The organism is Cupriavidus sp. 10L45 (genome assembly GCF_056395225.1).
Window position 1 is genome coordinate 108,319 of record NZ_JBFTJC010000016.1, and the last position, 22,890, is coordinate 131,208.

The 22,890-nt window shown below is 67.5% G+C and carries 19 protein-coding genes and 2 pseudogenes; 7 read left to right on the forward strand and 14 right to left on the reverse strand.

The window, feature by feature from the left end; all coding sequences use genetic code 11:
* Nucleotides 1–113: 113 nt before the first annotated feature.
* Nucleotides 114–1,424: an MFS transporter gene (locus tag AC1DFU_RS24835; protein ID WP_092300125.1), complete on the reverse strand. Its 1,311-nt coding sequence runs from the start codon at nucleotides 1,422–1,424 to the stop codon at nucleotides 114–116.
* A 47-nt stretch (nucleotides 1,425–1,471) separates the two neighbouring features.
* Nucleotides 1,472–1,747 carry a hypothetical protein gene (locus tag AC1DFU_RS24840; RefSeq protein WP_369823533.1) on the reverse strand — a complete coding sequence of 92 codons (276 nt, stop codon included), beginning with the start codon at nucleotides 1,745–1,747 and terminating at the stop codon, nucleotides 1,472–1,474.
* A gap of 314 nt (nucleotides 1,748–2,061) precedes the next feature.
* On the opposite strand from AC1DFU_RS24840, the gene AC1DFU_RS24845 reads away from it, so the two are divergent.
* Nucleotides 2,062–2,946: a dioxygenase family protein gene (locus tag AC1DFU_RS24845; RefSeq protein WP_092300121.1), complete on the forward strand. Its 885-nt coding sequence runs from the start codon at nucleotides 2,062–2,064 to the stop codon at nucleotides 2,944–2,946.
* A gap of 12 nt (nucleotides 2,947–2,958) precedes the next feature.
* Here AC1DFU_RS24845 and AC1DFU_RS24850 read toward each other — a convergent pair.
* The 5 genes and pseudogenes from AC1DFU_RS24850 to AC1DFU_RS24870 all read right to left on the reverse strand — a co-directional run bounded on the left by AC1DFU_RS24850 (nucleotide 2,959) and on the right by AC1DFU_RS24870 (nucleotide 6,691).
* Nucleotides 2,959–4,109 (reverse strand): annotated as a pseudogene (locus AC1DFU_RS24850) (MFS transporter).
* Entirely contained in the window at nucleotides 4,106–5,347 is a 1,242-nt protein-coding gene (locus tag AC1DFU_RS24855) for an MFS transporter (protein WP_092300118.1), read from the reverse strand. The pseudogene AC1DFU_RS24850 and the gene AC1DFU_RS24855 overlap by 4 nt, the downstream one beginning before the upstream one ends.
* Before the next feature lie 101 nt (nucleotides 5,348–5,448).
* On the reverse strand, nucleotides 5,449–5,874 hold the full coding sequence (locus AC1DFU_RS24860; protein ID WP_441593538.1) for a VOC family protein: 426 nt from the start codon (nucleotides 5,872–5,874) through the stop codon (nucleotides 5,449–5,451).
* A gap of 16 nt (nucleotides 5,875–5,890) precedes the next feature.
* Nucleotides 5,891–6,241 (reverse strand): GFA family protein, encoded by a 351-nt coding sequence (locus AC1DFU_RS24865; RefSeq protein ID WP_092300112.1) that lies wholly within the window; start codon nucleotides 6,239–6,241, stop codon nucleotides 5,891–5,893.
* A 30-nt stretch (nucleotides 6,242–6,271) separates the two neighbouring features.
* Complete coding sequence (locus AC1DFU_RS24870; RefSeq protein ID WP_092300109.1) at nucleotides 6,272–6,691, reverse strand: GNAT family acetyltransferase; 420 nt, start codon at nucleotides 6,689–6,691, stop codon at nucleotides 6,272–6,274.
* A 115-nt stretch (nucleotides 6,692–6,806) separates the two neighbouring features.
* Between AC1DFU_RS24870 and AC1DFU_RS24875 the strand changes: the two genes are divergently transcribed.
* The 5 genes from AC1DFU_RS24875 to AC1DFU_RS24895 all read left to right on the forward strand — a co-directional run bounded on the left by AC1DFU_RS24875 (nucleotide 6,807) and on the right by AC1DFU_RS24895 (nucleotide 11,668).
* The gene (locus AC1DFU_RS24875) at nucleotides 6,807–7,577 is read left to right on the forward strand and encodes a DeoR/GlpR family DNA-binding transcription regulator (protein ID WP_092300106.1); all 771 of its coding nucleotides are present in this window, start codon (nucleotides 6,807–6,809) and stop codon (nucleotides 7,575–7,577) included.
* A gap of 33 nt (nucleotides 7,578–7,610) precedes the next feature.
* Nucleotides 7,611–8,591, forward strand: coding sequence for an ABC transporter ATP-binding protein (locus AC1DFU_RS24880; protein WP_092300103.1), 981 nt, complete (start codon nucleotides 7,611–7,613; stop codon nucleotides 8,589–8,591).
* Between the two features lie 63 nt (nucleotides 8,592–8,654).
* Nucleotides 8,655–9,938, forward strand: coding sequence for an ABC transporter substrate-binding protein (locus AC1DFU_RS24885; RefSeq protein WP_092300100.1), 1,284 nt, complete (start codon nucleotides 8,655–8,657; stop codon nucleotides 9,936–9,938).
* A 36-nt stretch (nucleotides 9,939–9,974) separates the two neighbouring features.
* The gene (locus tag AC1DFU_RS24890) at nucleotides 9,975–10,859 is read left to right on the forward strand and encodes a carbohydrate ABC transporter permease (protein WP_092300402.1); all 885 of its coding nucleotides are present in this window, start codon (nucleotides 9,975–9,977) and stop codon (nucleotides 10,857–10,859) included.
* A complete protein-coding gene (locus tag AC1DFU_RS24895) occupies nucleotides 10,856–11,668 on the forward strand; it encodes a carbohydrate ABC transporter permease (RefSeq protein ID WP_092300097.1) in 813 nt (270 codons plus the stop codon). The genes AC1DFU_RS24890 and AC1DFU_RS24895 overlap by 4 nt, the downstream gene beginning before the upstream one ends.
* Before the next feature lie 42 nt (nucleotides 11,669–11,710).
* Here the strand turns inward: AC1DFU_RS24895 and AC1DFU_RS24900 are convergent, their stop codons facing one another.
* Both AC1DFU_RS24900 and AC1DFU_RS24905 read right to left on the reverse strand, forming a co-directional pair.
* Nucleotides 11,711–13,186 carry a LamG-like jellyroll fold domain-containing protein gene (locus tag AC1DFU_RS24900; protein ID WP_441593539.1) on the reverse strand — a complete coding sequence of 492 codons (1,476 nt, stop codon included), beginning with the start codon at nucleotides 13,184–13,186 and terminating at the stop codon, nucleotides 11,711–11,713.
* A 227-nt stretch (nucleotides 13,187–13,413) separates the two neighbouring features.
* A complete protein-coding gene (locus AC1DFU_RS24905; RefSeq protein ID WP_441593540.1) occupies nucleotides 13,414–17,007 on the reverse strand; it encodes an indolepyruvate ferredoxin oxidoreductase family protein in 3,594 nt (1,197 codons plus the stop codon).
* Between the two features lie 279 nt (nucleotides 17,008–17,286).
* Here AC1DFU_RS24905 and AC1DFU_RS24910 point away from each other — a divergent pair, with 279 nt between their 5' ends.
* Nucleotides 17,287–18,654, forward strand: a complete 1,368-nt coding sequence (locus tag AC1DFU_RS24910) for an NYN domain-containing protein (protein ID WP_441593541.1) — start codon at nucleotides 17,287–17,289, stop codon at nucleotides 18,652–18,654.
* A gap of 24 nt (nucleotides 18,655–18,678) precedes the next feature.
* Here AC1DFU_RS24910 and AC1DFU_RS24915 read toward each other — a convergent pair whose 3' ends face one another.
* The 5 genes and pseudogenes from AC1DFU_RS24915 to gspE form a co-directional block, all read right to left on the reverse strand.
* Nucleotides 18,679–18,963, reverse strand: coding sequence for a hypothetical protein (locus AC1DFU_RS24915; RefSeq protein ID WP_092300085.1), 285 nt, complete (start codon nucleotides 18,961–18,963; stop codon nucleotides 18,679–18,681).
* 7 nt (nucleotides 18,964–18,970) lie between these two features.
* Nucleotides 18,971–19,420, reverse strand: a complete 450-nt coding sequence (locus AC1DFU_RS24920) for a DUF2778 domain-containing protein (protein ID WP_441593542.1) — start codon at nucleotides 19,418–19,420, stop codon at nucleotides 18,971–18,973.
* 238 nt (nucleotides 19,421–19,658) lie between these two features.
* Nucleotides 19,659–20,117 (reverse strand): DUF2778 domain-containing protein, encoded by a 459-nt coding sequence (locus tag AC1DFU_RS24925; protein ID WP_441593543.1) that lies wholly within the window; start codon nucleotides 20,115–20,117, stop codon nucleotides 19,659–19,661.
* A 60-nt stretch (nucleotides 20,118–20,177) separates the two neighbouring features.
* Nucleotides 20,178–21,311: pseudogene (gene gspF / locus AC1DFU_RS24930) on the reverse strand (type II secretion system inner membrane protein GspF); the annotation flags it as partial.
* 16 nt (nucleotides 21,312–21,327) lie between these two features.
* On the reverse strand, nucleotides 21,328–22,803 hold the full coding sequence (gene gspE / locus AC1DFU_RS24935; RefSeq protein ID WP_092300399.1) for a type II secretion system ATPase GspE: 1,476 nt from the start codon (nucleotides 22,801–22,803) through the stop codon (nucleotides 21,328–21,330).
* Between the last annotated feature and the right edge of the window lie 87 nt (nucleotides 22,804–22,890).

Sequence of the window (22,890 nt, forward strand, 5' to 3'; positions counted from 1 at the left end):
CCTGCGGATTTGCGGAAGCCGGAATCGGACATGTAAAGCGGACACAAAAAGCGGACACAAAAAAGGCCAACCCGAGGGTTGGCCTTCTGACTTTCTACGACCCTGCAGCGCGCTCAGGCGAGCCGCTTGCCCGTGCGGTCGTGCATGAACGCCAGCGCCACGATGCTGATCATCGCGGCGGCAATCACGTAGTAGGCCGGCGCAAGCTTGTTTTGCGTCGACGTGATCAGCCACGTCACGATCAGGGGGGCGAAGCCGCCGAAGATCGTCACGGCGAAGTTATAGGCCAGCGAGAGGCCGGTGGAACGCACCTCGGTCGGGAACTGCTCGGCCAGCACGGCCGGGGCCGGGCCGGTGAACGCGGCCAGCAGGATGCCCAGCACGATCTGCACCTGGAGCAGCGTGGCCGTGGTCGGCGACACGTTGAGCCAGTGGAACAGCGGGTAGGCCAGCGCGCCGATGGCCACCGCCACCACGGTCAGCATGCGCTTGCGGCCGACGCGGTCGGACAGCATGCCCATCAGCGGGCACAGCACCAGGATGATGGCGCCGCAGATCGCGGTCGACTGGAACGTCGCGCCCAGCGGCAGGCCGAGCTGCTGCTTGGCGTACGACGGCATGTAGAACACCAGCACGTAGGTGCAGACCGTCCAGAGGATGGTCACGCCCAGGCCGGCCAGTACTTCGCGCGGATGGTCGCGCAGCACCTGCGAGAGCGGCGAGAACTTCACATTGTTCTTGCGACGTTCGGCCTGGCGCGCCTCGAACTCGGGCGGCTCTTCCAGATGCGAGCGGATGTACATGCCCACGGGACCGATCAGCAGCCCGAACAGGAACGGAATGCGCCAGCCCCAGGCATCGATCTGCTCCGGGCTCAGGCCATTGGTCACCAGCGCACCCATCGCCGCGCCGAGCATGAACGAGATGCCCTGGCTGGCCTGCTGCCAGCTGGCATAGGCGCCGCGCTCCTCGTCCGGTGCGTGCTCGATCAGGAACGCCGTGGCGCCCCCGACCTCGCCGCCGGCCGAGAAGCCCTGGATCAGCCGCGCCACCACGATCAGCGCCGGGGCCCAGAGGCCGATGCTGTCGTAAGTGGGCGCCAGGCCGATGATGGCCGTGCCGAGCGCCATCAGCAGGATGGTCAGCGTCAGCGCCGCCTTGCGGCCGACACGGTCGGCGTAGACGCCGAGCACGATGGCGCCCACGGGCCGCATGAAGAAGCCCACGCCGAAGGTGGCTACGGTCAGCAGGAACGAGGTGAGGTCGTCGCCGGTGGGGAAGAACAGCTTGGCGATGATGACCGCGAAGAAGCTGTAGACGGTGAAATCGAACCATTCCAGGCCGTTGCCGATGGTCGCGGCGAGGATCGCGCGTCGTCGGGTGGCTTTGGACAGGTCATTGGCAGTGGCAGCTGTGACGGACATTACACTTTTCTATGACGGTGAAAACAGCCGCCATCTTAAGCGAATCCTTACATTTGCCGGGTTTGCGTGTGCGGTTGGGAGGGATCAGGTACCGCCGTAACGGCGTCATTCTGCGCCGGCGGGGCCGGTTTCTTGCGCGTGAACCACAGCCAGAGCGCGCTGGCGATCCAGCCGGTGACGAAGACGGTGTCGCCGGCGTGGTTGAACAGTGCGGGGGCCAGCGGCGTGCCGAAGACGGCGGCCAGGGTGTCCGCCGGCAGCCGCGCCACGATCCACAACACCACGGCGGGCCCGCTGCCATAGACGCCCGGCTGCCACCACAGCGCGTGGGGCAGGGCGTGAAGGGGAGCGTGGGGCTTGAACACGATGTTCGCCGGTGGGCCGGTCCGAGGCAGCTTGGGGAGGCGATCCGGGGATCGCAGGCTTTTCGCCATCATAGGCCCAATCGCCATATGCCTGCCGTCAGGCGCGGGCCTACGCTGTCGGCCTGTGTGCGCTATCCAACGCGGTGGCGAGGCGGGTGTGACGCGCACGGTCCGATGTTCAGAAAATTTGCACGAGGTATCCGCAATCGGGGTACGCCGGGGGCGGCCATTGTTGCCAAACTTCATGCAGTTGGACAAAAGGATTGAAGGCCATGAGCACGCTTCCCGCCATTTACGTGTCACACGGATCGCCGATGCTGGCGATCGACCCCGGCCCCACGGGCGCCGCATTCGATGCGCTGGGCGAACGCCTGCGCGCGCGCCAGCCCAAGGCGGTGCTGGTGATCTCGGCACACTGGATCTACAGCACGCTGGTCGTCGGCACGCGCACGCGCCAGGAGGCGTGGCACGACTTCGGCGGCTTTCCGCGCGAGTTGTACGCGCTCCGCTACGACGCGCCCGGCGCCCCGGACGTGGCCGCCCGGGTCAAGGTGCTGGTCGAAGCCGCCGGCGTGGAAGGCGTCTGCTACGTGGCCGAGGACGCCGATCGTCCGCTCGACCACGGCGCCTGGATGCCGATGCGTCACTTTTTCCCGGACGCCGACCTGCCGGTCCTGCAGCTTGCGCTGAACCCGTACCTGAGCCCCGCCACGCAGATCGAAATCGGCCGTGCGCTGGCACCGTTGCGCGATGAAGGCGTGATCGTGATCGGCTCGGGCAGCTTCACGCATAACCTGCAGGAAGTGTTCGGCGGCGGGCGCAAGGCCCAGCATGGCCCGGAGACCGAGCCCTATGTCGACGCATTCCGCGATTGGATGAAAGACGCGCTGGACGAGGCGCTGGCCACCGGCGATACCAGCCGGATTGCCGGCTATCGGGACAACGCGCCATTCGCCCGCCGCGCGCACCCGACCGACGAACATCTGCTGCCGTTCTTCGTGGCGCTGGGCGCGGCGCTCGGCCCTGCATCGGCGACCGATGGGCAGGCACAGGTCGATCGCATCGCGGATGAAGTCACCTACGGCGTGCTTGCCATGGACACCTTCGTGTTCGAGGGGCAGGGCGCGGGCAGCGCCCCCGCTCGGCAGGCCGCCTGATCTTCCTTCGGGCTAGCGCGGCGTGAGATACCGCCGCGCGGCGCGCGCCCCGAACAGCGCGATCACCCCCATCGTCACCGCCACCACCGCCAGCCCGAAGCGCAGGTTGGCCAGGTGCGCCACCCCGCCGATCAGCACCGGCCCCAGCAGCAATCCCACATAGGCGAAGCGCGCCACGCGCGCGATGCCCTCGGCAGCGGTCACGCCGGGCAGGCGCGACGCCGCCACGAAGAAGATCGGCACCATATTGGCCGCGCCCAGCCCCATCAGGCTGAAGCCGATGAGCGTCGGCACCGGCCACGGCGCCGCGATGGCCAGCGCGATGCCGGCAAAGCCGAGCCAGGCGCTGCCGGTCAGCGTGCGGGCATCGCCAAAGCGCGCGCGCAGCAGGTCGCCGCCAAAGCGCCCACAGGCCATGCCGCCCGAGAACGTGGCGTAGCCAAAGCTGATCCAGCCGAGCGGGGCTTCCGCCACATCGCGCATATAGACCGCCGTCCAGTCGTACATCGCCCCTTCGCCGACCAGCCCGAGGAACGCCATCAGCCCAAGCAGCCAGAGCGCGCGGGAAGCGTGCGCGCGATGGTGATGGTCGGTCGTCGGCATGGCCGGAGGATCGGCCAGCAGCCCGCCCGCAACGCCCACGGCGGTCAGCGCCGTCATGGCCGCGATCATCGCCGCATGGGCCAGCGGCGGCACGCCCAGCGTCAGCATCAGTCCGCCGAATGCCGCCCGGCCATGCCGCCGAGGCTGAACATGCCGTGCAGGGCCGACATCACGGGCCGGGGGCGGCTGGCCTCCACCGTGGCGGCCTGCGCGTTCATCGACACGTCGAACGCGGCGTTGGCCATGCCGAAGAGGAGCAGCATCGGCAGCAGCAGCGTGAAGGCAGGCATGGCGAGGATGCCGAGCGTGCAGAGCGCGAACGCCACGCCGCCCAGCATCGAGGCCCGCCCGCTGCCCAGCCGCGCCACCCAGCGGCCGACCGGGCCCATCGCCAGGATGGCGCCGCCGGCCACGGCCAGCATGGCGAAGGAGAGCATGGCGTCCGATAGCCCGAAGCGCGCCTTGATGGTCGGGATGTGGACGCCCCAGGTGGCGAAGGTGGCGCCGTTGACGAAGAACAGCGCCATGGTGCCGCGCGTGGCGCGGGAGACATCGCTCATGCGGCGGCCTCCGGGCGCAGCAGCCCGCGCTTGTGCAGGGCGAAGCCGAACGCCAGCAGCGCGCCCACGGCCAGCGCCACCATCACCCACAGCATCAGCCAGTAACCGCCGGCGGCGCGCCACAGCAGCGCGCCGAACCACGGCGCGGCGGCCTGCATGATCAGGACCGGCGTCATCATCAGCCCGTTCAGCGTGGCGTAGTGGTGGCGGGAGATCAGCTCGGGCATGGCCATCGCGCGCAGCATGGTGTTGACGCCATTGGCGCAGCCATAGAGCACGGCGGCCAGCATCAGCCAGTAGCCGTGGCCGAGCGCGAAGCAGAGCAGCCCGGCACCCATCAGGCAGTAGACCGGCATCGACAGCCGCACCGGGTGGTGGATCGGCAGGCGCGCCATGGCCAGCCGGCCGGCCACCTGCGCGGGGCCGATCAGCGCCGCCACGATGAGCTGCTGTCCCACCGGCATGCCCTTCTCGGTCAGCATCGGGATCAGGTGCGCGCCGAGCAGCGAGGCGACTACGGCCGTCGCCGTGAAGGCCAGCACCACGGCCCAGAACACGGGCTGGCGCAGCGTCAGCCGCGCGATGCCGGGCCCGCCGGCGCCGGCAAGTGGCCCGCCAGCCTGCGCGGACGCGTAGGTGGCATGCGCCGTGTAGCGCAGCCGCGCATGCAGGGGCGCGCAGACGAACAGGTTCAGCGCGGCGAAGATCACCAGCGTGCCGCGCCAGCCCAGGTGCAGTACCAGCCACTGGCCGAGCGGGATAAAGATCGTGCTGGCGAAGCCGGCCAGCAGCGTCACGTGGACGATCGGCTTCTGGTAGCCATCGCCATACGCCTGCCGCAGCACCACGAAGGCGGGTTCATAGAGCGTGGACGCCATGGCCAGCCCGAGCGGAATCCACATCAGCAGGAACATCGTCGGCGAGGGCGACCACGCCCACAGCAACAGGCCGATGGCCGCCAGCACGGAGCCGCATCCCATCACCTTGCGCGCCGGCACGCGGTCCAGCAGCCGGCCCACGGCGAACGAGCACAGCGCCCAGACCAGCAGCCCGAGCGAGAACCCGCCGGCCAGGAACGGCTTGCCGAGGCCCAGCGACTGGTGCATCGGGTCGATGAAGACCGTGAACGTGAAATAGAGCGTGCCCCAGCTGATGATCTCGGTCAGGCCGAGCGTCCAGACGATATGACGGGGCGGGGGCGCAGCGGTGGGTACGGCGGGGGCGTCGATGGTGGTCATGGCGCGCCCGGCGCAGGGCGGGGGCGCGCCGGTGGCGATGCGATGGATGAAGCGGGAATTGTATCGGCGTGACGGGCGAATGCCTACGTCAGTGCACTTGCTCAGGGACTGCCATCGCCGGGCAGGTTGGGCGGGCCTTTCAGTTCGACGGTGTTGCCGTCCGGGTCCTTCACATAGATCGACGGACCGGTGCCTTCGGCCCCGTAGCGCTGTTCGACCGGCCCGGTATCGACGTAATGAATGCGCAGATGCTCAAATATCGCCTCCGCATCGAACGGATCGATACGCAGGCAGAAATGGTCGAGATTGCGGCCCTCTGCCCCCGGCCCCGCGCCGCCGGCCCGGCCGATCGGGCCGTCCAGCGAAACGAGGTCGATCAGCCCGTTGCCGGCGCGGAGCTGCGTCAGGCCGATGGCGGTCTGCTCAAGCTCCAGGGTGCAGCCGAGCACATCGATATAGAACCGCACGAGGCGCGGCACGTTGGCGGTGCGCAGTACGAGGTGGTCGATGCCGGCGATGCGGAGCATGGGCGGTCAGCCAGGATCAGGCGTGGAGGCCGTCGTACTCGATGACCTTGAGGCTGCCCAGATCGACGTTATCCACACAGCGCACGTTCACGGCGGCGGTGGGATTGCCCTTCGGGTCGGTCGCCTCGGCGTAAGGGCCGCAGCCGCAGACCGGGCAGAAGCGATGCGCGATCTTCATCGTGTTGAAGCGGTAGGTGGTGGCGTGCTCGTCCGGCGTCTTGAGCCGGAACTGCGCCTTGGGCACGAACCAGAGCAGATGCCCGCGCCGGCGGCAGATGGTGCAGTTGCACTGCAGCACCTGCGTGATCTCGCCATCCGCCTCGAAGGCGACGCGGCCGCAGTGGCAGCTTCCTTGATACGTGGTCATGGGGTCTCCTTGTCGGGGTCTTCCGCCCGATCACTGGTCCGGAATCAGCCGCTTGCCCAGGCTGACGGCCGCATCCCGGCCATAGCCGAGCTTCGCGTAGAACGCCATCACGGCGTCGTTGCCTTCGCGCACCTGCAGGTTGATCTTGGGGCAGCCGCGCTCGATCAGCAGCGCCTCGGCGCGCGCCATCAGCATACGCCCATAGCCGCGCCCCTGGCAGGCGGGCGCGACGGCGAGGTAGTAGACCCAGCCGCGATGCCCGTCGAAGCCGATCATCGCCGTGGCCACCACGTGGGCATCGACCTCGCCGACGAGGAACAGCTCGGGCTGCTCGGTCAGCTTGCGCGCGATGTCGCGGTGGGGATCGTTCCAGGGGCGGGTCAGGCCGCAGGCTTGCCACAGGGCAACCACGGTGGATTCGTCGGCGGGGCGGTAGGGGCGGATCTGCATGAGCGGAAGTAGAGAACAGGGGAAGACAGGGTGAACCCCAGTGTACCGAAAGCGACAGTCATCTACCCGACACACTTCCGGTTTAAATTTTCATTCGAACATCTAACATGATCGAATGAGCCTAACTCCGCGACAACGTGAAATCCTCGACTGGCTGCGCGATGCCAGCGAACTCAGCACCGACCAGCTTGCCGATCGCTTCCAGGTCAGCACGCAGACGATCCGGCGTGACATCAACGACCTGAGCGAACAGGGCCTGGTGCGGCGGCTGCATGGCGGGCTGAGCCTGCCGGCGGGCCAGCGCAACCTCAGTTTTTTGCAGCGCAGCACGGCGCAGATCGAACGCAAGCGGCGCATCGCCCATGCGGCCATCGCACTCGTGCCGGACAACGCCACGCTGTTCCTCGGCTACGGCACCACGGTGGCCGAGTTCGCGCGCGCGTTGCCGGCCGACCGGCCGCTGCGCGTGGTCACCAACAACCTGGACGCCGTGCACGCGCTGGCCGAGAAGCCCGCCATCGAGACCTGGGTGGCCGGCGGCCGGCTGCGTCCCGGTGACCGCGACGTGATGGGCAGCGCCACGCTCGACTTCATCCGCCGCTTTCGCGCGCATCTGTCGATCTGCGGCGCGGGCGCGGTGGATGCCGACGGCAGCCTGTTCGAGTTCCACCCGGACGAGGCGGAGTTCACCCAGGTGCTGTTCGCCAACAGCCACGTCCGCGCGGTGCTGGCCGACAGCAGCAAGTTCCTGCGCGACGCGCCCTGCCGCGTGGCCACGCTCGCCCAGATCGACCATTTCTTCACCGATGAGGAAGCCCGCACCGACGCTGGCGCGGACCTGCCCGCGCTGTGCGAACGCGCGGGTGTCTCGCTTCATATCTGCTGACGCAATCGACGACCCATACGCTGATAAGAACCCATGGCCTACCTGCGACTCGACAACCTGCAGCAGCGCTTCGGCGAGCAACACGTGCTCCGCGGCATCGACCTCGACGTGGCGCGTGGCGAGTTCATCGCGCTGCTCGGCGCCTCGGGCTGCGGCAAGACCACGCTGCTGCGGCTGATTGCCGGACTGGACCGGCCGAGCGGCGGGCGGATCTGGTTCGATGGCGCGGACGTGACCGACGTGGACCCCGCCGCGCGCCACCTGAGCATGGTGTTCCAGTCGTACGCGCTGTTTCCGCACTTGAGCGTGGGCGAGAACATCGTCTTCGGCCTGCGCGCGCGCAAGCTGCCGCGCGAGGAGCAGGCGGCGCGGCTCAAGCAGGCCGCCGACATGCTCGGGCTGGACAAGCTCCTCGCGCGCAAGCCGGGTGAACTCTCGGGCGGGCAGCGGCAGCGCGTGGCGCTGGCACGCGCCATCGTCTCGCATCATCCGGTCTGCCTGATGGACGAGCCGCTCAGCAACCTCGACGCCCAGCTACGTGCCGAGATGCGCGCCGAACTGCGCAAGCTCCAGCGCGCGCTCGGGCTGACGGTGATCTACGTCACCCACGACCAGGTGGAAGCCATGAGCATGGCCGACCGCATCGTGCTGATGCATCAGGGCGAGATCGCCCAGGTCGGCACGCCCGAACAGCTTTATGAGCAGCCGGCCACGCCGGTCGTGGCGCGCTTTATCGGCCAGCCGCCGATGAATTTGCTGCGCGTGCCGGGGCTGGACGGGCTGGTGGGCATTCGTCCCGAACACATCGCGCTGGCGGCGACGGGCACTGCCGGCACGGATATTCACGATGGCGTCGTCGCGCGCAGCGAATATCACGGCGCAGACACGCTGATCGAGGTGCAGGTCTACGAGCAGCCCGTGCTGGTGCGCCATCCGGGCCGGCTTGCGCTGCAGACCGGCAGCCGGCTGGCGCTGGAATGGCCGGCCGCACGCGCCCACCGGTTTGCCGCGTGAGGGGCCTCCCTCCATCCCCATGACTTTCCCGATGTTTTGATTCGTCCTTCACCAGGAGCCTTCATGTCGTTCAAATCCCGTGGCCTCGCCCTCGCGCTGGGCGCCGTTCTCTCGATGGCCGCGCTCGGCGCGGCGGCACAGACGCAGGTGACCATGTACTACCCGGTCTCGGTCGGCGGCCCGCTGACGCAGGTGGTAGACAAGCTGGTCGACCAGTTCCAGCAGGCCAACCCGGACGTCAAGGTCAACGCCATCTACGCCGGCAACTACGACGACGCCCGCACCAAGGCGCTGGCCGCCCTCAAGGCCGGCACGCCGGTGCAGACCTCGGTGCTGTTCTCGATCGACCTGTTCGAACTGAAGGACCAGAACGTGATCCGGCCGTTCGACGACTTCGCCACCACGCCGGAAGACAAGGCGTGGCTCCAGAGCTTCTACCCGGGCCTGATGGACAACGGCCGCGCCGACGGCAAGACCTGGGGCATCCCGTTCCAGCGCTCGACCATCGTCATGTTCTACAACAAGGACGCCTTCAAGCAGGCCGGCCTGGATCCGAACAAGCCGCCGCGCACCTGGACCGAGATGCGCGAGGCCGCTGCCAAGCTGGTGAAGCAGGACGGCGGCGCCACGTCGCGCTGGGGCGTGATGATTCCGTCGACGGGCTACGCCTACTGGATGTTCGGCGCGCTGGCCAAGCAGAACGGCGCCACGCTGATGAACGCCGCCGGCTCGCACACCACCTTCGACACGCCCAAGACCGTGGAGGCGCTCCAGTACTGGACCTCGCTGGCCAAGGACGGCCTGAGCCCGAAGGGCCTGATCGAATGGGGCACGCTGCGCCAAAACTTTGTCGAGGGCAAGACGGCGATGATGTGGCACTCCACGGGCAACCTGACCGCCGTGCTCAAGGATGCCAAGTTCGACGTGGGCGTGGCCCCGCTGCCGGGCAACCCGACGGGTGGCTCGCCCACCGGCGGCGGCAACTTCTACCTGTTCAAGAGCGGCAGCGAAGCCGAGCAGAAGGCCGCCTACCGTCTGGTGCGATTCCTGACGGCGCCGGAACGTTCGGCCGAATGGAGCGTGGCCACCGGCTACATGGGCGTGAGCCCGGCCAGCTACGAGACGCCGACGCTCAAGAGCTACGCGGCCAAGGTGCCGCAGACGCTGGTCGCGCGTGACCAACTCCAGGTGGCGACGGCGGAACTGTCGACGCACCAGGCGGGCCGCGTGCGCAAGGTGCTCGAGGACTCGCTCCAGTCGGCCATCACCGGCCAGCAGGAGCCGAAGGCCGCGCTGGCCGGCGCCCAGGCGCAGGCTGACCGCATCCTGAAGCCGTACCAGCGCTGACGCGGCGGGCCCACCGTGAACGACATCCGCCACGCCATGACTTCCCGATCCTTCGTCTCCAGGCCGGCCGTCCATGCGTGGCTGATGTTGCTGCCGGCGCTGGTGCTGCTGGCGGCGTTCACCTACTGGCCCATCGCGGGCAGCGTCTGGGAGAGCCTGCACACGCAGGCGCCCGGCGTCGCTCCGATGTTCAGCGGCGCGGACCAGTTCGCCGCGCTGCTGGACGACCCGGTGTTCCTGCAGGCGCTGCGCAACAACTTCTGGTACGCGCTGGTCACGGTGCCGGTCTCGGTAATGCTGGCGCTGGCGATGGCGCTCTGGGTCAACGAGCGCTTCGCGGGCCGCGGCCTGCTGCGGCTGGCCTTCTTCACGCCGACCATCCTGCCGATGGTGGCCGCCGCCAACGTCTGGCTGTTCTTCTACGCGCCCGACATCGGCCTGTTCAACCAGCTGCTCGGCGCCGCCGGCATCGCCGGCCGCAACTGGCTGGGCGATGTGGAGACCGTGCTGCCCGCGCTGATGGTCATCACCATCTGGAAGGAGGCGGGCTTCTTCATGATCTTCTACCTCGCCGCGCTTCAATCGATCTCACCCGAACAGCGCGACGCGGCGCGCATCGAGGCGCCGTCCGCCTGGTACCGGCTACGGCGGGTCACCCTGCCGCTGCTGGCGCCGACCACGCTGTTCGTGGTCGTCAACGCGCTGATCAACGCGTTCAAGCTGGTCGATCACCTGTTCGTGCTCACGCGCGGCGGCCCGAACAACGCCAGCACGCTGCTGCTCTACTACCTCTATGAAGTGGCGTTCAAGTTCCAGGACATCTCGTACGCCTCGGCGCTGACGCTGGTGCTGCTGGCGCTGCTGGCCCTGTGCTCGGCGCTCCAGTTCTGGTTCTCCCGCAAGCGGGTCCATTACCGATGACGATCGCTCCTCCCCGGTTGTTGCTTCCCGTGGCCGGCTGGCTGGCCGGCCTGCTGTGGATCGCCCCGTTGCTGCTGATGTTCTGGGCAGCCTTCCACCCCGATGGCGATGCGCTGCGCCTGTCCTTCGACACCCGCTGGGGCTTCGGCAACTTCCCCGCCGCGTGGCGCGTGGCGCCGTTCGCGCGCTACCTCGTCAACACGTTCTGCATTGTCACGCTGCTGCTGGTGCTCCAGCTGCTGGTGTGCACGCTGGCTGGCTATGCGCTGGCGCGGCTGCGCTTCCCGGGCCGGGGGCTGGTGTTCGCCATCGTCATGCTCCAGCTGATGGTGATGCCGGAGGTGCTGATTACCGAAAACTACGTCAGTGTGGCGCGGCTCGGGCAGGTGGATCACTACCTCGGCGTGGCGCTGCCCTACATCGGTAGCGCGTTCGGCATCTTCCTGCTGCGCCAGACCTTCATGATGGTGCCGCAGGAGCTGGAGGACGCGGCGCGCATCGAGGGGCTGGGGCGGCTGGCGATCCTGCTCAAGGTCTACGTGCCGCTGGCCCGGCCCACCTACCTGGCCTATGCGCTGGTGTCCATCAGCTATCACTGGAACAACTTCCTGTGGCCGCTGGTGATTACCAACACCGAGGCGAGCCGCCCGGTGACGGTGGGCATGGCGCTGTTCGCGGCGCCCGAGACCGGTGTGGACTGGGGCGTGCTGTCCGCCGGCACGCTGCTGTCGATTGGCCCGCTGCTGGTCGCCTTCCTGCTGTTCCAGCGCCAGTTCATGCAGTCGTTCATGAACGCCGGCATCAAGTAGCCCGGCAAAACAGGCCCCGCGCGAGGCGGGGCCCGGGCGCGATCAGTGGTTGCGCCAGCGCTGCACCATCACCTGCTGGACCTTGCCCTTGAAGAAGTAGCGGCGGTCCGTGGCGCCCTGCGGGTCGGCGCCGATCACGATCGGGCTGGTGTTCAGACCCACGCCGCCCGTCACCGAGACCGACGGGGTGCGCTCGACGTTGTTGACCCAGAGCCGCACCGCGCCGTCGCCGTCATAGGCGCCGACGATGAAGTACGAATCCGTGCCATTGAGCGAGGACAGCGGCACGGTGGCGTACTGGTAGCCGCCGTTGACGTAGACGCCGAAGCGCAGCAGCGTGCCCGCCTGCTCCAGCGCGAAGCCGCCCGCGTCGCTCTTGGCAAGGATCGCGGCGGTGGCGCCCGAGGTCAGGTCGTCGAAGTTGACCACCGCGCTGACCAGGAAGCCGCCGTTGGTGTCGTTGTCGGCCTGCCAGGTCGTGACCGACTGCGCGCCGGCAAACACCATGCTCCCGCCCACGCGGTCCTCATCGGACGTGACCGACAGCACTTCCAGCGTCGGCGTGGTGCCGCTCTGGGCCACCGCGTAGTTCGTCGGGCCGGTGCGCTTGTAGGTCAGCGGGTAGGCGGTCTGGGTGAGCGTGTTCATGTGCACCAGCGACGTGGCTTCGGTGATCAGCGCCCGCGCCGAGGTAGCCAGCGGCGTGGCGCCCCGGTCGTAGTCCGAGGTGATGAAATCCACGTCCTCGCGCAGCGCCGACAGGTACAGCTCGCCCAGGCTGGCCGGCGTGGTGTAGACGCCCACGCCGAGGCCGAGCAGCTTGGCCTGATCGATCGCGCCGAACAGGCTCGCCATCCGGTATTCGAGTTCCACGCCCTGGAAGCCCAGGCTCTTGGCCGTGCGCATGCGGTTGCGGATATCGCTCTCGATCAGGGCATGGAAGCGCACATGGTCGCGGATGCTCGCGAATTCCGACTGTGCCAGCAGCGCCTGGGCGCGCACCAGATGCTGGTGGCGGTTATTGCCGTCCATAAACGCGCGCAGCATGACCGGCCGGCCCGCCGTGGCGTAGCCCCAGTCGCGGATCGCGCGCAGCACGCCGAGCATCAGCGTGTCGCTGGCGGCGGCCGTCGAGTAGCCCTCCTTGATTTCGAGGAACAGCATGCGGTCGCTCTGCTGCAGCGCGGTATTGGCCAGCGCGCTGGCGAAGGTGCCCACGGCGGACTCCGAGTCGCTGTGCTCGACATAGACCTGGCCATCGGCGTGCAGGGTCAGGTCGAACTCCACGAGGTCGAGCCCCCGGTTCAGCGCCATCGACACTTGCGTGGTCGTGGCGGCATTGCTGGCGCCGTAGCAGTTATGGCAGGACAGCGCGACCGTGTTGCCGAGCGGCGAGACGGGCAGGCTGCGGGACACGCCGGTCCAGTAGCCCGCGAACGCCGGCGAGAACACGGCCGCGAGCAACAGCCCGGAACATGCGCGAATGAAACGTCGAAACACCAGCGTAGTGGACGGCATGCGAACCTCGCTTTGAAGGTGGAAACGGCGATTGGAACTGCGAAAAGTGCCGCGTGATGCCCGGCTGGGCGGCGGCAATGCGGATTGTTCCGGCTGACCGTGTCAGCGCCGTGACGCTGTTGCGGTGGCGATACGCAAGTCGCAAAGATTCACTTGAACATTGATAGACGAAAAAAAGGGCAGGTGCCAGCGATTGCCGACACCTGCCCCTGCTTACCTCAGCGCGATCAGGCGGCTTGCTGCCCCGCCTCCGGATGCTTGAACTGCGCCAGCAGCTTGGCCCACCGGCCGCGCACCGCGTTGAGATTGTTCTCCTTCACGTGCCCGAAACCGCGGATATCGTCCGGCAGGTTCGCCAGCGCAATCGCGGTGTCGTGGTTCGCGGCGGACAAGCCTTGCGCCAGTGTGTCCAGCAGCGCCCGGTATTCGCCGATCAGCGCGCGCTCGGTGCGCCGTTCCTCGGTCTTGCCGAAGATATCGAGCGCACCACCGCGCAGCCCCTTCAGCCTGGCCAGCAGGCGGAACAGCGTCATCGTGGACGGGCCGAAGCGGCGCTTGACCAGATGCCCCTTGTCGTCGCGCTTGGCCATCAGCGGCGGCGCGAGCCAGAAGTTGAGCTGGTAGTCGCGGCCGGGCTCGCCTTCGAACTGGGCGCGCAGTTTGTCGAGGAACACCGGGTCGGTGTAGAGCCGCGCCACCTCATACTCGTCCTTGTACGCCATCAGCTTGGCCAGATTGCGCGCGGCGGCCTCGGTCAGCGGCAGCGGCTTGCCGGCGCCCACCATGGCCGTTTCGGCCGCGCGCACGCGTTGCACGGCGTCGCGGTACTCGGCGGCATAGGCGGCGTTCTGGTACTGGGTCAGCAGGTCCACGCGGCTCGCGATCAGCTTCTCCAGCAGCGCGCCCGAAGACGTCGGCAGCTTCACCACGTCCGCCCCGTCCATGGCCGGCTTGAGCTTGCCGGTCAGCCCCAGCACCTGCGCCGGGTCGTGCGCCATGTGGCGGCCCCAGTCGAACGCGGCCTTGTTCTTGTCCACCGACACGCCGTTCAGTTCGATGGCGCGCTCCAGCGCCTCCAGCGTCAGCGGAATCCAGCCCTTCTGCCAGGCAAAGCCGAGCACCAGCGGGTTGGTGTAGATGGCATCGCCGATCAGCGCCACGGCCAGCGCGCTGGCGTTGATGAACTCGCACTGCTCGCCCACGGCGGTGCGGATGTCCTGCTCCGCCGACAGGCCCGGGAACTGCCACTTCGGATTCTTGATGAAGTCGGCGGTCGGCGTCTGCGCGGTGTTGACCACCGCGCGGGTGCGGCCCGCCTGCGTCTTCGAGATCACTTCGTCGTTGGCCGAGACGATGGCATCGCAGCCGATGACCAGATCCGCCTCGCCCATGGCGATGCGCGTGGCATGGAGGTCATCGGGCTTGGCGGCAATCTGCACGTGGGACAGCACCGCGCCGCCTTTCTGCGCCAGCCCGGCCATGTCCAGCACCGTCACGCCCTTGTTCTCGAGGTGCGCGGCCATGCCGAGCAGGCCGCCAATCGTCACCACGCCGGTGCCGCCCACGCCCGTGACCAGCACGCCGAACGGGTGGTCGAGCGATGGCAGCGTCGGCTGGGGCAGCACCGGCAGGCTGTCCATCGACAATCCCCGCTCCCGGGGCTTGCGCACCTGCGCGCCTTCGGCCGTCACGAAGGACGGGCAGAAGCCGTTCAGGCACGAGAAGTCCTTGTTGCACGACGACTGGTTGATCTGGCGTTTGGTGCCCAGCTCGGTCTCGAGCGGCTCCACCGACAGGCAGTTCGACTTGACCGAGCAGTCGCCGCAGCCTTCGCACACCGCGTCGTTGATGAAGGCGCGGCGGGCCGGATCGGGGAAGGTGCCGCGCTTGCGGCGCCGACGCTTCTCGGTGGCGCAGGTTTGGTCGTAGATCAGGATGGTGCAGCCCGGCACTTCGCGGAGTTCACGCTGGATGCGATCCAGCTCGTCCCGATGGTGGACGGTGAGCCCCTCGGGCAGCTTGATCGCGCCGTTGTACTTCTCGGGCTCGTCCGTGACGATGACGATCTGCTTCGCGCCTTCGGCGGAGACCTGGTAGGCGATGTCGCGCACCGAGAGCTCGCCGTCGACGGGCTGGCCGCCGGTCATCGCCACGGCGTCGTTGTAGAGGATCTTGTAGGTGATGTTGACCCCCGCCGCGATCGACGCGCGGATGGCCAGCAGCCCCGAGTGGAAGTAGGTGCCGTCGCCGAGGTTGGCGAACACGTGCTTGTCGCCCGCGAACGGCGCCTGGCCGATCCAGGCCACGCCTTCGCCGCCCATCTGGCTGAAGGTGCTGGTGCTGCGGTCCATCCACACGGTCATGTAGTGGCAGCCGATGCCGGCCAGCGCGCGCGAACCCTCGGGCACGTTGGTTGACGTATTGTGCGGACAACCGGAGCAGAACCACGGTTTGCGCTCGGCGGTCACGCGCGGCGTGGCCAGCGCGCGCTCCTTGGCCTCGATGACCGCCAGACGGGCGGCGATGCGGGCGCGCACATCGGACGGCAAATCGAACTTTTCCAGCCGCGTGGCGATGGCCTTGGCGATGATGGCCGGCGACAGCTCGTAGTGGGCCGGCAGCAGCCAGTTGTTCTGCGGGATCGACCATTCGCCGCCCGCGTTGTCGCGCTCGTCGAACTTGCCGTACACCTTGGGGCGCACGTCGTCGCGCCAGTTGTACAGCTCCTCCTTGAGCGCGTATTCCATGATCTGGCGCTTTTCCTCGACGACGAGGATCTCCTGCAGCCCCTCGGCGAACTTGCGCGCGCCGTGCGCCTCCAGCGGCCATACGCAGCCCACCTTGTAGAGGCGGATGCCCAGGCGCGCGCAGGTCTCGTTATCGAGGCCGAGGTCGGACAGCGCCTGGCGGGTGTCGAGGTAGGCCTTGCCGGCGGTCATGATGCCGAAACGCGCGTGCGGCGAGTCGATCTCGATCCGGTCGATCTTGTTGGCCCGCACATAGGCCAGGCCGGCGTACCACTTGTAGTCGAGCAGGCGCGCTTCCTGTTCCAGCGGCGGATCGGGCCAGCGGATGTTCAGGCCGCCCTGCGGCAGGATGAAGTCATCGGGCAGCACGATCTCCACGCGGTGCGGATCGAGTTCGACCGAGGCCGACGATTCCACCACGTCGGTCACGCACTTCATGGCCACCCAGAGGCCGGAGTAGCGGCTCATCGCCCAGCCGTGCAGGCCGTAGTCGAGGTATTCCTGGACGTTGGACGGGTAGAGCACGGGCAGGCCGCAGGCCTTGAAGATGTGCTCGGACTGGTGCGCCAGCGTGGAGGACTTGGCCGAATGGTCGTCACCGGCCAGCACCAGCACGCCGCCGTGCTGGCTGGAGCCGGCGGAGTTGGCGTGCTTGAAGACGTCGCCGGTGCGGTCCACGCCCGGGCCCTTGCCGTACCACATGCCGAATACGCCATCGAACTTGGCATCCGGATACATGTTGACCTGCTGGGAGCCCCAGACCGAGGTGGCGGCGAGATCTTCGTTCAGGCCAGCCTGGAAGACGACGTTGTGCGCTGCAAGATGCTTCTTGGCTTTCCAGAGCGACTGGTCGAGCGCGCCGAGCGGCGACCCGCGATAGCCGGAGATGAAACCGGCAGTGTTCAGACCCGCGGCGCGATCCCGTTCCTGCTGCAGCATCGGCAGCCGTACCAACGCCTGCGTGCCGCTGATATAGATGCGGCCGCGTTCCAGCGTGTACTTGTCTTCGAGGGAAACGTTCTCTAGCGCGCGACGAATGGCGTCGCTGACCGGCGGGGTCAGGGGGGCATTCATAAGTGCTCCTCTATGGGCATGCTGTCGGGATCACCGACACATCAGTTGTGGGCAACCTTCCGGGGCCTCTTGTGGAGGCGTGGGAAGGCCGTGTCTCTGCGCGGCATGGTAGCACCCGCGTTGCGCGCGCGGTACCTTGCTATGCAGCATAAACCGGGCCAGCTACCCCCGTGATTTCCCGTAGGCACGGGCTTTCAGCGTGTACACTGCGTTGCATCCAGGCGGCCCCGACCGCCCGCTCCGGGCGGCGCCGGCTGCACCGCAACCCCCTATCGACACATGACAAATTCCCCTCGCCAGGGCGCGACCCTGGCTGTGCTGATCGACGCCGACAACGCGGCGCCCGCCATCGTGGAAGGCCTGCTGGCCGAAGTGGCCAAGTACGGCGTGGCCGCCGTGAAGCGGATCTACGGCGACTGGACCAAGCCCAACCTGGCCGGATGGAAGGAGCGGCTGCTGTCGCACTCGATCCAGCCGATCCAGCAGTTCCGCTACACCGTGGGCAAGAACGCCACGGACAGCGCGATGATCATCGACGCGATGGACCTGCTCTACACGGGCCGCTTCGACGGGTTCTGCATCGTCTCCAGTGACAGCGACTTCACGCGGCTGGCGTCGCGCATCCGCGAGCAGGGGCTGATCGTCTACGGCTTCGGCGAGCGCAAGACGCCCAAGCCGTTCGTGACGGCCTGCGACAAGTTCATCTATTCCGATGTGCTGCGCACGGACACCGATACCGACGTGGAAGCCGAAGGCGCCGTGGCCCCGGCACGCCGCCGCAACACCCAGGAGCTGCGCCAGGACTCGCGGCTGGTGCGCCTGCTGCAAAGCGCCGCGCAGGCGGTGTCGGACGAAGACGGCTGGTCGACGCTGGGCGGCATGGGCAACCACATCGCCAAGCAGGCGCCGGAATTCGACTCGCGTAACTATGGGTACGGCAAGCTGTCCGAACTCGTGGCATCGACCAACCTGTTCGAGGTGGAAACGCGCAACGGCGGGAACAACAAGACCATCTGGGTGCGGCTGAAAAAGCGCGCCAAGGGGGAGGGCGGCCAGCCGGGGCAGCAGTCGGGCCAGCAGGGTGGGCAACAGGGTGGCCAGCAATCGGGCCAGCAATCGGGCCAGCAGTCTGGGCAACAGTCGGGTCAGTCCGGCCAGTCCGGCCAGCAGCAGCGCCCGCAGCAAAACCAGTCGAACCAGCAGGAGCGCCGCCCGTCGCCGCCGCCGCTGCCGGCCACCACGGTGGCCCAGGCCGTGCCGCCGGTGGAAACGCCCGCGCCAGTGGTCGAAATCGACGCCATCCCCGAGCCGGCCCCGGTCTTCTCGGCGGCCTCCGAGGACGAACCGGCCGGCTCCGCCTCGACCCTGATCCCGGAAGCCGTGGAACCCCCGGCTTCGTCACGCGGCAAGCGCGCCAAGCGTCCCGAAGTCGCCCTGAGCGACACCCCGTGGCCAATCGACCAGTCAGTCTTCGCCGCCCCGGGCACGACGGTGCTGTCCGCCCAGGTTGTCGAGGAACCCACCGAGCCCGCCCCGGCCCCCGCCGAGGAAGCCCCGAAGCCCGCCGACAAGAAAGCTCCCGCAAAGAAAGCCGCCCCGCGCAAGCGCGCGCCGGCCAAGAAGGCGGTGAAGAAGGCAGCGGAGTAAGGTAGTGAGGGGAGGGCGGCCGGCTTAACGAAGCCGGGCCGCTCGCCCACGCCGGTCCAGCATCCACCTGCGCGCCAGCCAGGTTCCGATCACCACCGCCACGAATGACAAGGCGAGGTGGACCAGGAGTTCCAGATCGTCGCCAGCTTCGCCGTCCCAGAATCCCGGGACATGGGTGAATATCCAGAACCAGAACGACTCCGGGAATGGGAAGATGGCCGCAAGCCAACGCAGCCAAACGAAGGTTAGCGCGAGCGTGGCAAAAACCGTCCACACGGCCAACAATAGCCACCGAGCCAAGGTCTTCATCTGACGATCACCCTGCCATACGCCTTGAGAGCGTCGTCCCCGGCACGGGGTGTTGTCGCTGGGCTTTGAGGAGCGAGCGTAGGTGGTGGTAGCCCATGTGGCTCTCGACGGTAATGCACCCTTTGCTGATGCCTTGGCCGCCCTTCGGATGGAGGCGGAATTCGCCGCGCCGTATGGCGTTGCAGAAGGCTTCGTCATCTATCTTGCCGTCAACAGCATAGAGAGCGAACCATTCGTTCTTGTTCCGAAGCGAATCTCTGATCGACCCGAGCATGCCTCCGGATTGCCGATCAACGACGTAGTAGGTTCCGCGGGGAATCGGACCTGTACTTGCATAGCAGGAAAATTCGGGTCGATTCTTATGGTGATCCAGGCCTGAAAACGCTGGAAAAGCCAGAGCGCCGCAGCGCAGCGCACTCATTGCCTTGCCATTCAGTTCAAAGGTGCATTCGAGCATGGTCGTTCTCCACCGAAGTCTCTCAACCGTGAGAGCACGAAGGAGGCTACGCCTGGGGCCTTGGCGAGATCGTAAGCCGATTCACCGTCCCAGAACCCAGGCGTATGGGCGAATACCCATACCCAAAAGGTATCGGGCAAATGGACATAGCGCCCAAGCTCGTGGATCCAGAGGTAAGTCAGGCCCAAAGTCGCGATGAGCACCCAAAGTATCAGTAGAAGATAGCGCGCGAACCTTGTCATTTGACGACCACCTTTCCATATGCCAAATGTTTGGTTCCCGGAATGGGACTTAGCTTCTGTCCCTTCGGCAGCCCCCGCAGCCGGTAGAAATCCATTGGATTGTCTATCGTGATGCAGCCTTTGCTGATTCCGAGGTCGCCCTTGGGATGAAGCCGGAAGTTTCCCCGCTTCACGGCGTTGCAGTAGGTGTAGTCGTCGATCTTGCGGTCTATTGCGTACAGGGCAAACCAGTCGCCTTTCCCGCTCCAAGCATCCCTGATCGGACCAAGCAGGCCTCCCGATTGCCTGTCAATAATGAAATAGGTGCCGCGTGGAATTGGCCCCGAGTCCAAGGTGCACATGAATTCCGGGCGATTTACGTGCGTCGCCAGGCCTGAAAACGCTGGAAAAGCCAGAGCGCCGCAGCGCAGCGCACTCATTGCCTTGCCATTCAGTTCAAAGGTGCATTCGAGCATGGTCGTTCTCCACCGAAGTCTCTCAACCGTGAGAGCACGAAGGAGGCTACGCCTGGGGCCTAGCAGCGGTTCCAGCAGGCTGGTCAGGAACAGCGTGCGGCGTTCCAGTTCCTGGCTTTCGCCGATGGCGGCGCGTTCCAGCATGATCGGCAGGTTGCCGGTGGCTTCGCCGGAGCGGATCAGGTGGACCAGCACCGGCGGGAACTGGTTCTGCGCGGCCAGCGCGCGGGCCAGCGAGGCGCCTTCGCGCACGCGGGTGGTGGCGTCGTCGACGTTGGTTTTCAGCGCGAGGTTGGTCAGCGTTTCGCCGGCGGCCTGCAGGCTGCGCAGGATCGGCACGCCGGCAGAGACCAGGATGGCCAGCGTGCTGGCGAAGCGCGCCGTGTTGTAGCCCCGGATCAGCTTGCCCAACAGCGGGGCGGTCAACAGCCAGCGGTGCCAGGCCAGGCGGACGTCCGGCTGGCGCAGCACGCTGCGGATGACCAGCGTGGCCACCGCGATCACAGCCAGCGCCGCCCACCACCAGTTCCGTACGAAATCCGACAGCGCCAGCATGACAATGGTCAGCGTCGGCAACTTCTGCTTGGTGTTGGCGAACACGCTCACCACCTGCGGCACCACATACGACAGCAGGAAGATCACGATGGCGAACGCCACCACCGTGACGATGGCGGGGTAGGTGAAGGCCAGCCGGATCTTCGAGGTGAGCTGGTTGCGCGTCTCGATATAGGTCGCCAGCCGTTCCAGCACCACGCCGAGGTGGCCGGAGTGCTCGCCGGCCGAGACCAGCGCGCGGTAGATATCGGGGAAGTCTTTCGGATGCTGGGCCAGCGCCACGGAGAGCGAGCTGCCGCCCATCACCTCGGCGCGGATGCCGGCTAGCAGTTCGTGCAGGTACTGGCGCTCGGCCTGATCGGCCAGCGCGCCCAGCGCCTCGTCGAGCGGCAGGCCGGAGACGATCAGGCTGGCGAGCTGGCGCGTGAACAGCGCCTGCTCCTGCGTGGAGAGCCGGCGCACCAGGACGCTGCTGCCGGTGCGCGGCGCCAGCCCGGCGCCGGCCAGCGGATCGACGGTGATCGGCGTCAGCCCGCGCGCGCGCAGTTGCGTGCGCGCCTGCTTGGGGCTGTCGGCCTCGATGACGCCGCGGTCGGCGCGGCCGGTGGCGTCGGCGGCTTCGTAGCGATAGGCGGGCATGCGGTGCGGCTCCCGGCTATTCGCGCGTCACGCGCAGCACTTCTTCGAGCGACGTGGCGCCGCTGTCGATCCAGCGCTGGGCATCGGCCCGCATGGTGTGCATGCCCTTGGCCAGCCCCACCTGCTTGATCTCGGATTCGGGCTGCTGGCGGTGGATCATGGTCTGGATGTCGGCATCCACGGTCAGCAGTTCATAGACGCCCATCCGGCCCTGGTAGCCCGAATGGCCGCACTTGTCGCAGCCCACGGCGTGCCACACGCGCTGGAGCGGCTTGCCCTGCGCGTGCAGGATCTCGGCTTCGGCGGGTGTCACTTCGATCACTTCCTCGCGCTTGCAGTGCGGGCACAGCCGGCGTACCAACCGCTGCGCCAGCACGCCGAGCAGCGACGACGACAGCAGGAACGGCTCGATCCCCATATCGACCAGACGCGTCACGGCCGAGGCCGAGTCGTTGGTGTGCAGCGTGGCCAGCACCAGGTGGCCGGTCAGCGAGGCCTGCACGGCGATCTGCGCCGTCTCCAGGTCACGGATTTCGCCGATCATCACCACGTCCGGGTCCTGCCGCAGGATCGCGCGCAGGGCCTTGCCGAATGTCATGTCGATGCGGGGATTGACCTGGGTCTGGCCGATGCCGTCCAGGTCGTACTCGATCGGGTCTTCCACCGTCATGATGTTGGTGGTGCGCGCGTCGAGCCGCGACAGTGCCGCGTACAGCGTGGTGGTCTTGCCGGAACCGGTCGGCCCGGTCACCAGCACGATGCCGTGCGGCTGGCGCACGAGGTGATCGAAGCCGCCCAGCGTATTGGGCGCCATGCCAAGCTTGGCGAGGTCCAGCCGGCCGGCTTCCTTGTCGAGCAGACGCAGCACCGCGCGCTCGCCGTGGCCGGTGGGCAGCGTGGAGACGCGCACATCCACCGGCCGGCCGCCCACGCGCAGCGTGATGCGGCCGTCCTGCGGCAGGCGTTTCTCGGCGATGTCGAGCTGCGCCATGATCTTGATCCGCGAGATCAGCGCGCCGTGCAGCGCCTTCTTGGGCCGCACCACGTCGCGCAGCGTGCCATCCACCCGGAAGCGCACCACAGACGACGACTCGAACGGCTCGATATGGATATCCGAGGCCTGCTCGCGCGCGGCCTGGGTCAGCAGGGCGTTGATCATGCGGATGATCGGCGCGTCGTCCTCGGACTCGAGCAGGTCTTCCACGGCGGGAATGTCCTGCATCAGCCGCGACAGGTCGACTTCGCCCTCCACCTCGCCCACCACCTGGGCGGCGCTGCCGTCCTGGCGGTTGTAGGCATCGGAGATCGCCGCGATCAGCGCGTCCGGCTCCAGCACGCGCAGTTGCAGCGCGCCGTGCACGCGGGCCACCTCGGCCAGCGCCTGTGGCGCCGTGGCGCGGCTGACCCAGACCTCCACGCCATCGGGGCGCTGGTGGGCGATCAGCAGCGGCGCTTCGCGCGAAAACGAGTACGAGACCAGCCGGGCCGCCATCGGCGAGGGCGGCTCGAGTGGTGCAGGTGCCGGTGCCGACGGTGCCGGCAGGGTGGTGTTGTCGATAGTTTCGGTGGCCATGGTTAG

Excerpts from the sequence above, each read along its gene's own strand:
- AC1DFU_RS24835 (WP_092300125.1), bottom strand. The coding sequence starts at position 1,424 with ATGTCCGTCACAGCTGCCACTGCCAATGACCTGTCCAAAGCCACCCGA.
- AC1DFU_RS24845 (WP_092300121.1), top strand. The coding sequence starts at position 2,062 with ATGAGCACGCTTCCCGCCATTTACGTGTCACACGGATCGCCGATGCTG.
- AC1DFU_RS24855 (WP_092300118.1), bottom strand. The coding sequence starts at position 5,347 with ATGACCACCATCGACGCCCCCGCCGTACCCACCGCTGCGCCCCCGCCC.
- AC1DFU_RS24860 (WP_441593538.1), bottom strand. The coding sequence starts at position 5,874 with ATGCTCCGCATCGCCGGCATCGACCACCTCGTACTGCGCACCGCCAAC.
- AC1DFU_RS24865 (WP_092300112.1), bottom strand. The coding sequence starts at position 6,241 with ATGACCACGTATCAAGGAAGCTGCCACTGCGGCCGCGTCGCCTTCGAG.
- AC1DFU_RS24870 (WP_092300109.1), bottom strand. The coding sequence starts at position 6,691 with ATGCAGATCCGCCCCTACCGCCCCGCCGACGAATCCACCGTGGTTGCC.
- AC1DFU_RS24875 (WP_092300106.1), top strand. The coding sequence starts at position 6,807 with ATGAGCCTAACTCCGCGACAACGTGAAATCCTCGACTGGCTGCGCGAT.
- AC1DFU_RS24880 (WP_092300103.1), top strand. The coding sequence starts at position 7,611 with ATGGCCTACCTGCGACTCGACAACCTGCAGCAGCGCTTCGGCGAGCAA.
- AC1DFU_RS24885 (WP_092300100.1), top strand. The coding sequence starts at position 8,655 with ATGTCGTTCAAATCCCGTGGCCTCGCCCTCGCGCTGGGCGCCGTTCTC.
- AC1DFU_RS24890 (WP_092300402.1), top strand. The coding sequence starts at position 9,975 with ATGACTTCCCGATCCTTCGTCTCCAGGCCGGCCGTCCATGCGTGGCTG.
- AC1DFU_RS24895 (WP_092300097.1), top strand. The coding sequence starts at position 10,856 with ATGACGATCGCTCCTCCCCGGTTGTTGCTTCCCGTGGCCGGCTGGCTG.
- AC1DFU_RS24900 (WP_441593539.1), bottom strand. The coding sequence starts at position 13,186 with ATGCCGTCCACTACGCTGGTGTTTCGACGTTTCATTCGCGCATGTTCC.
- AC1DFU_RS24905 (WP_441593540.1), bottom strand. The coding sequence starts at position 17,007 with ATGAATGCCCCCCTGACCCCGCCGGTCAGCGACGCCATTCGTCGCGCG.
- AC1DFU_RS24910 (WP_441593541.1), top strand. The coding sequence starts at position 17,287 with ATGACAAATTCCCCTCGCCAGGGCGCGACCCTGGCTGTGCTGATCGAC.
- AC1DFU_RS24915 (WP_092300085.1), bottom strand. The coding sequence starts at position 18,963 with ATGAAGACCTTGGCTCGGTGGCTATTGTTGGCCGTGTGGACGGTTTTT.
- AC1DFU_RS24920 (WP_441593542.1), bottom strand. The coding sequence starts at position 19,420 with ATGCTCGAATGCACCTTTGAACTGAATGGCAAGGCAATGAGTGCGCTG.
- AC1DFU_RS24925 (WP_441593543.1), bottom strand. The coding sequence starts at position 20,117 with ATGCTCGAATGCACCTTTGAACTGAATGGCAAGGCAATGAGTGCGCTG.
- gspE (WP_092300399.1), bottom strand. The coding sequence starts at position 22,803 with ATGGCGGCCCGGCTGGTCTCGTACTCGTTTTCGCGCGAAGCGCCGCTG.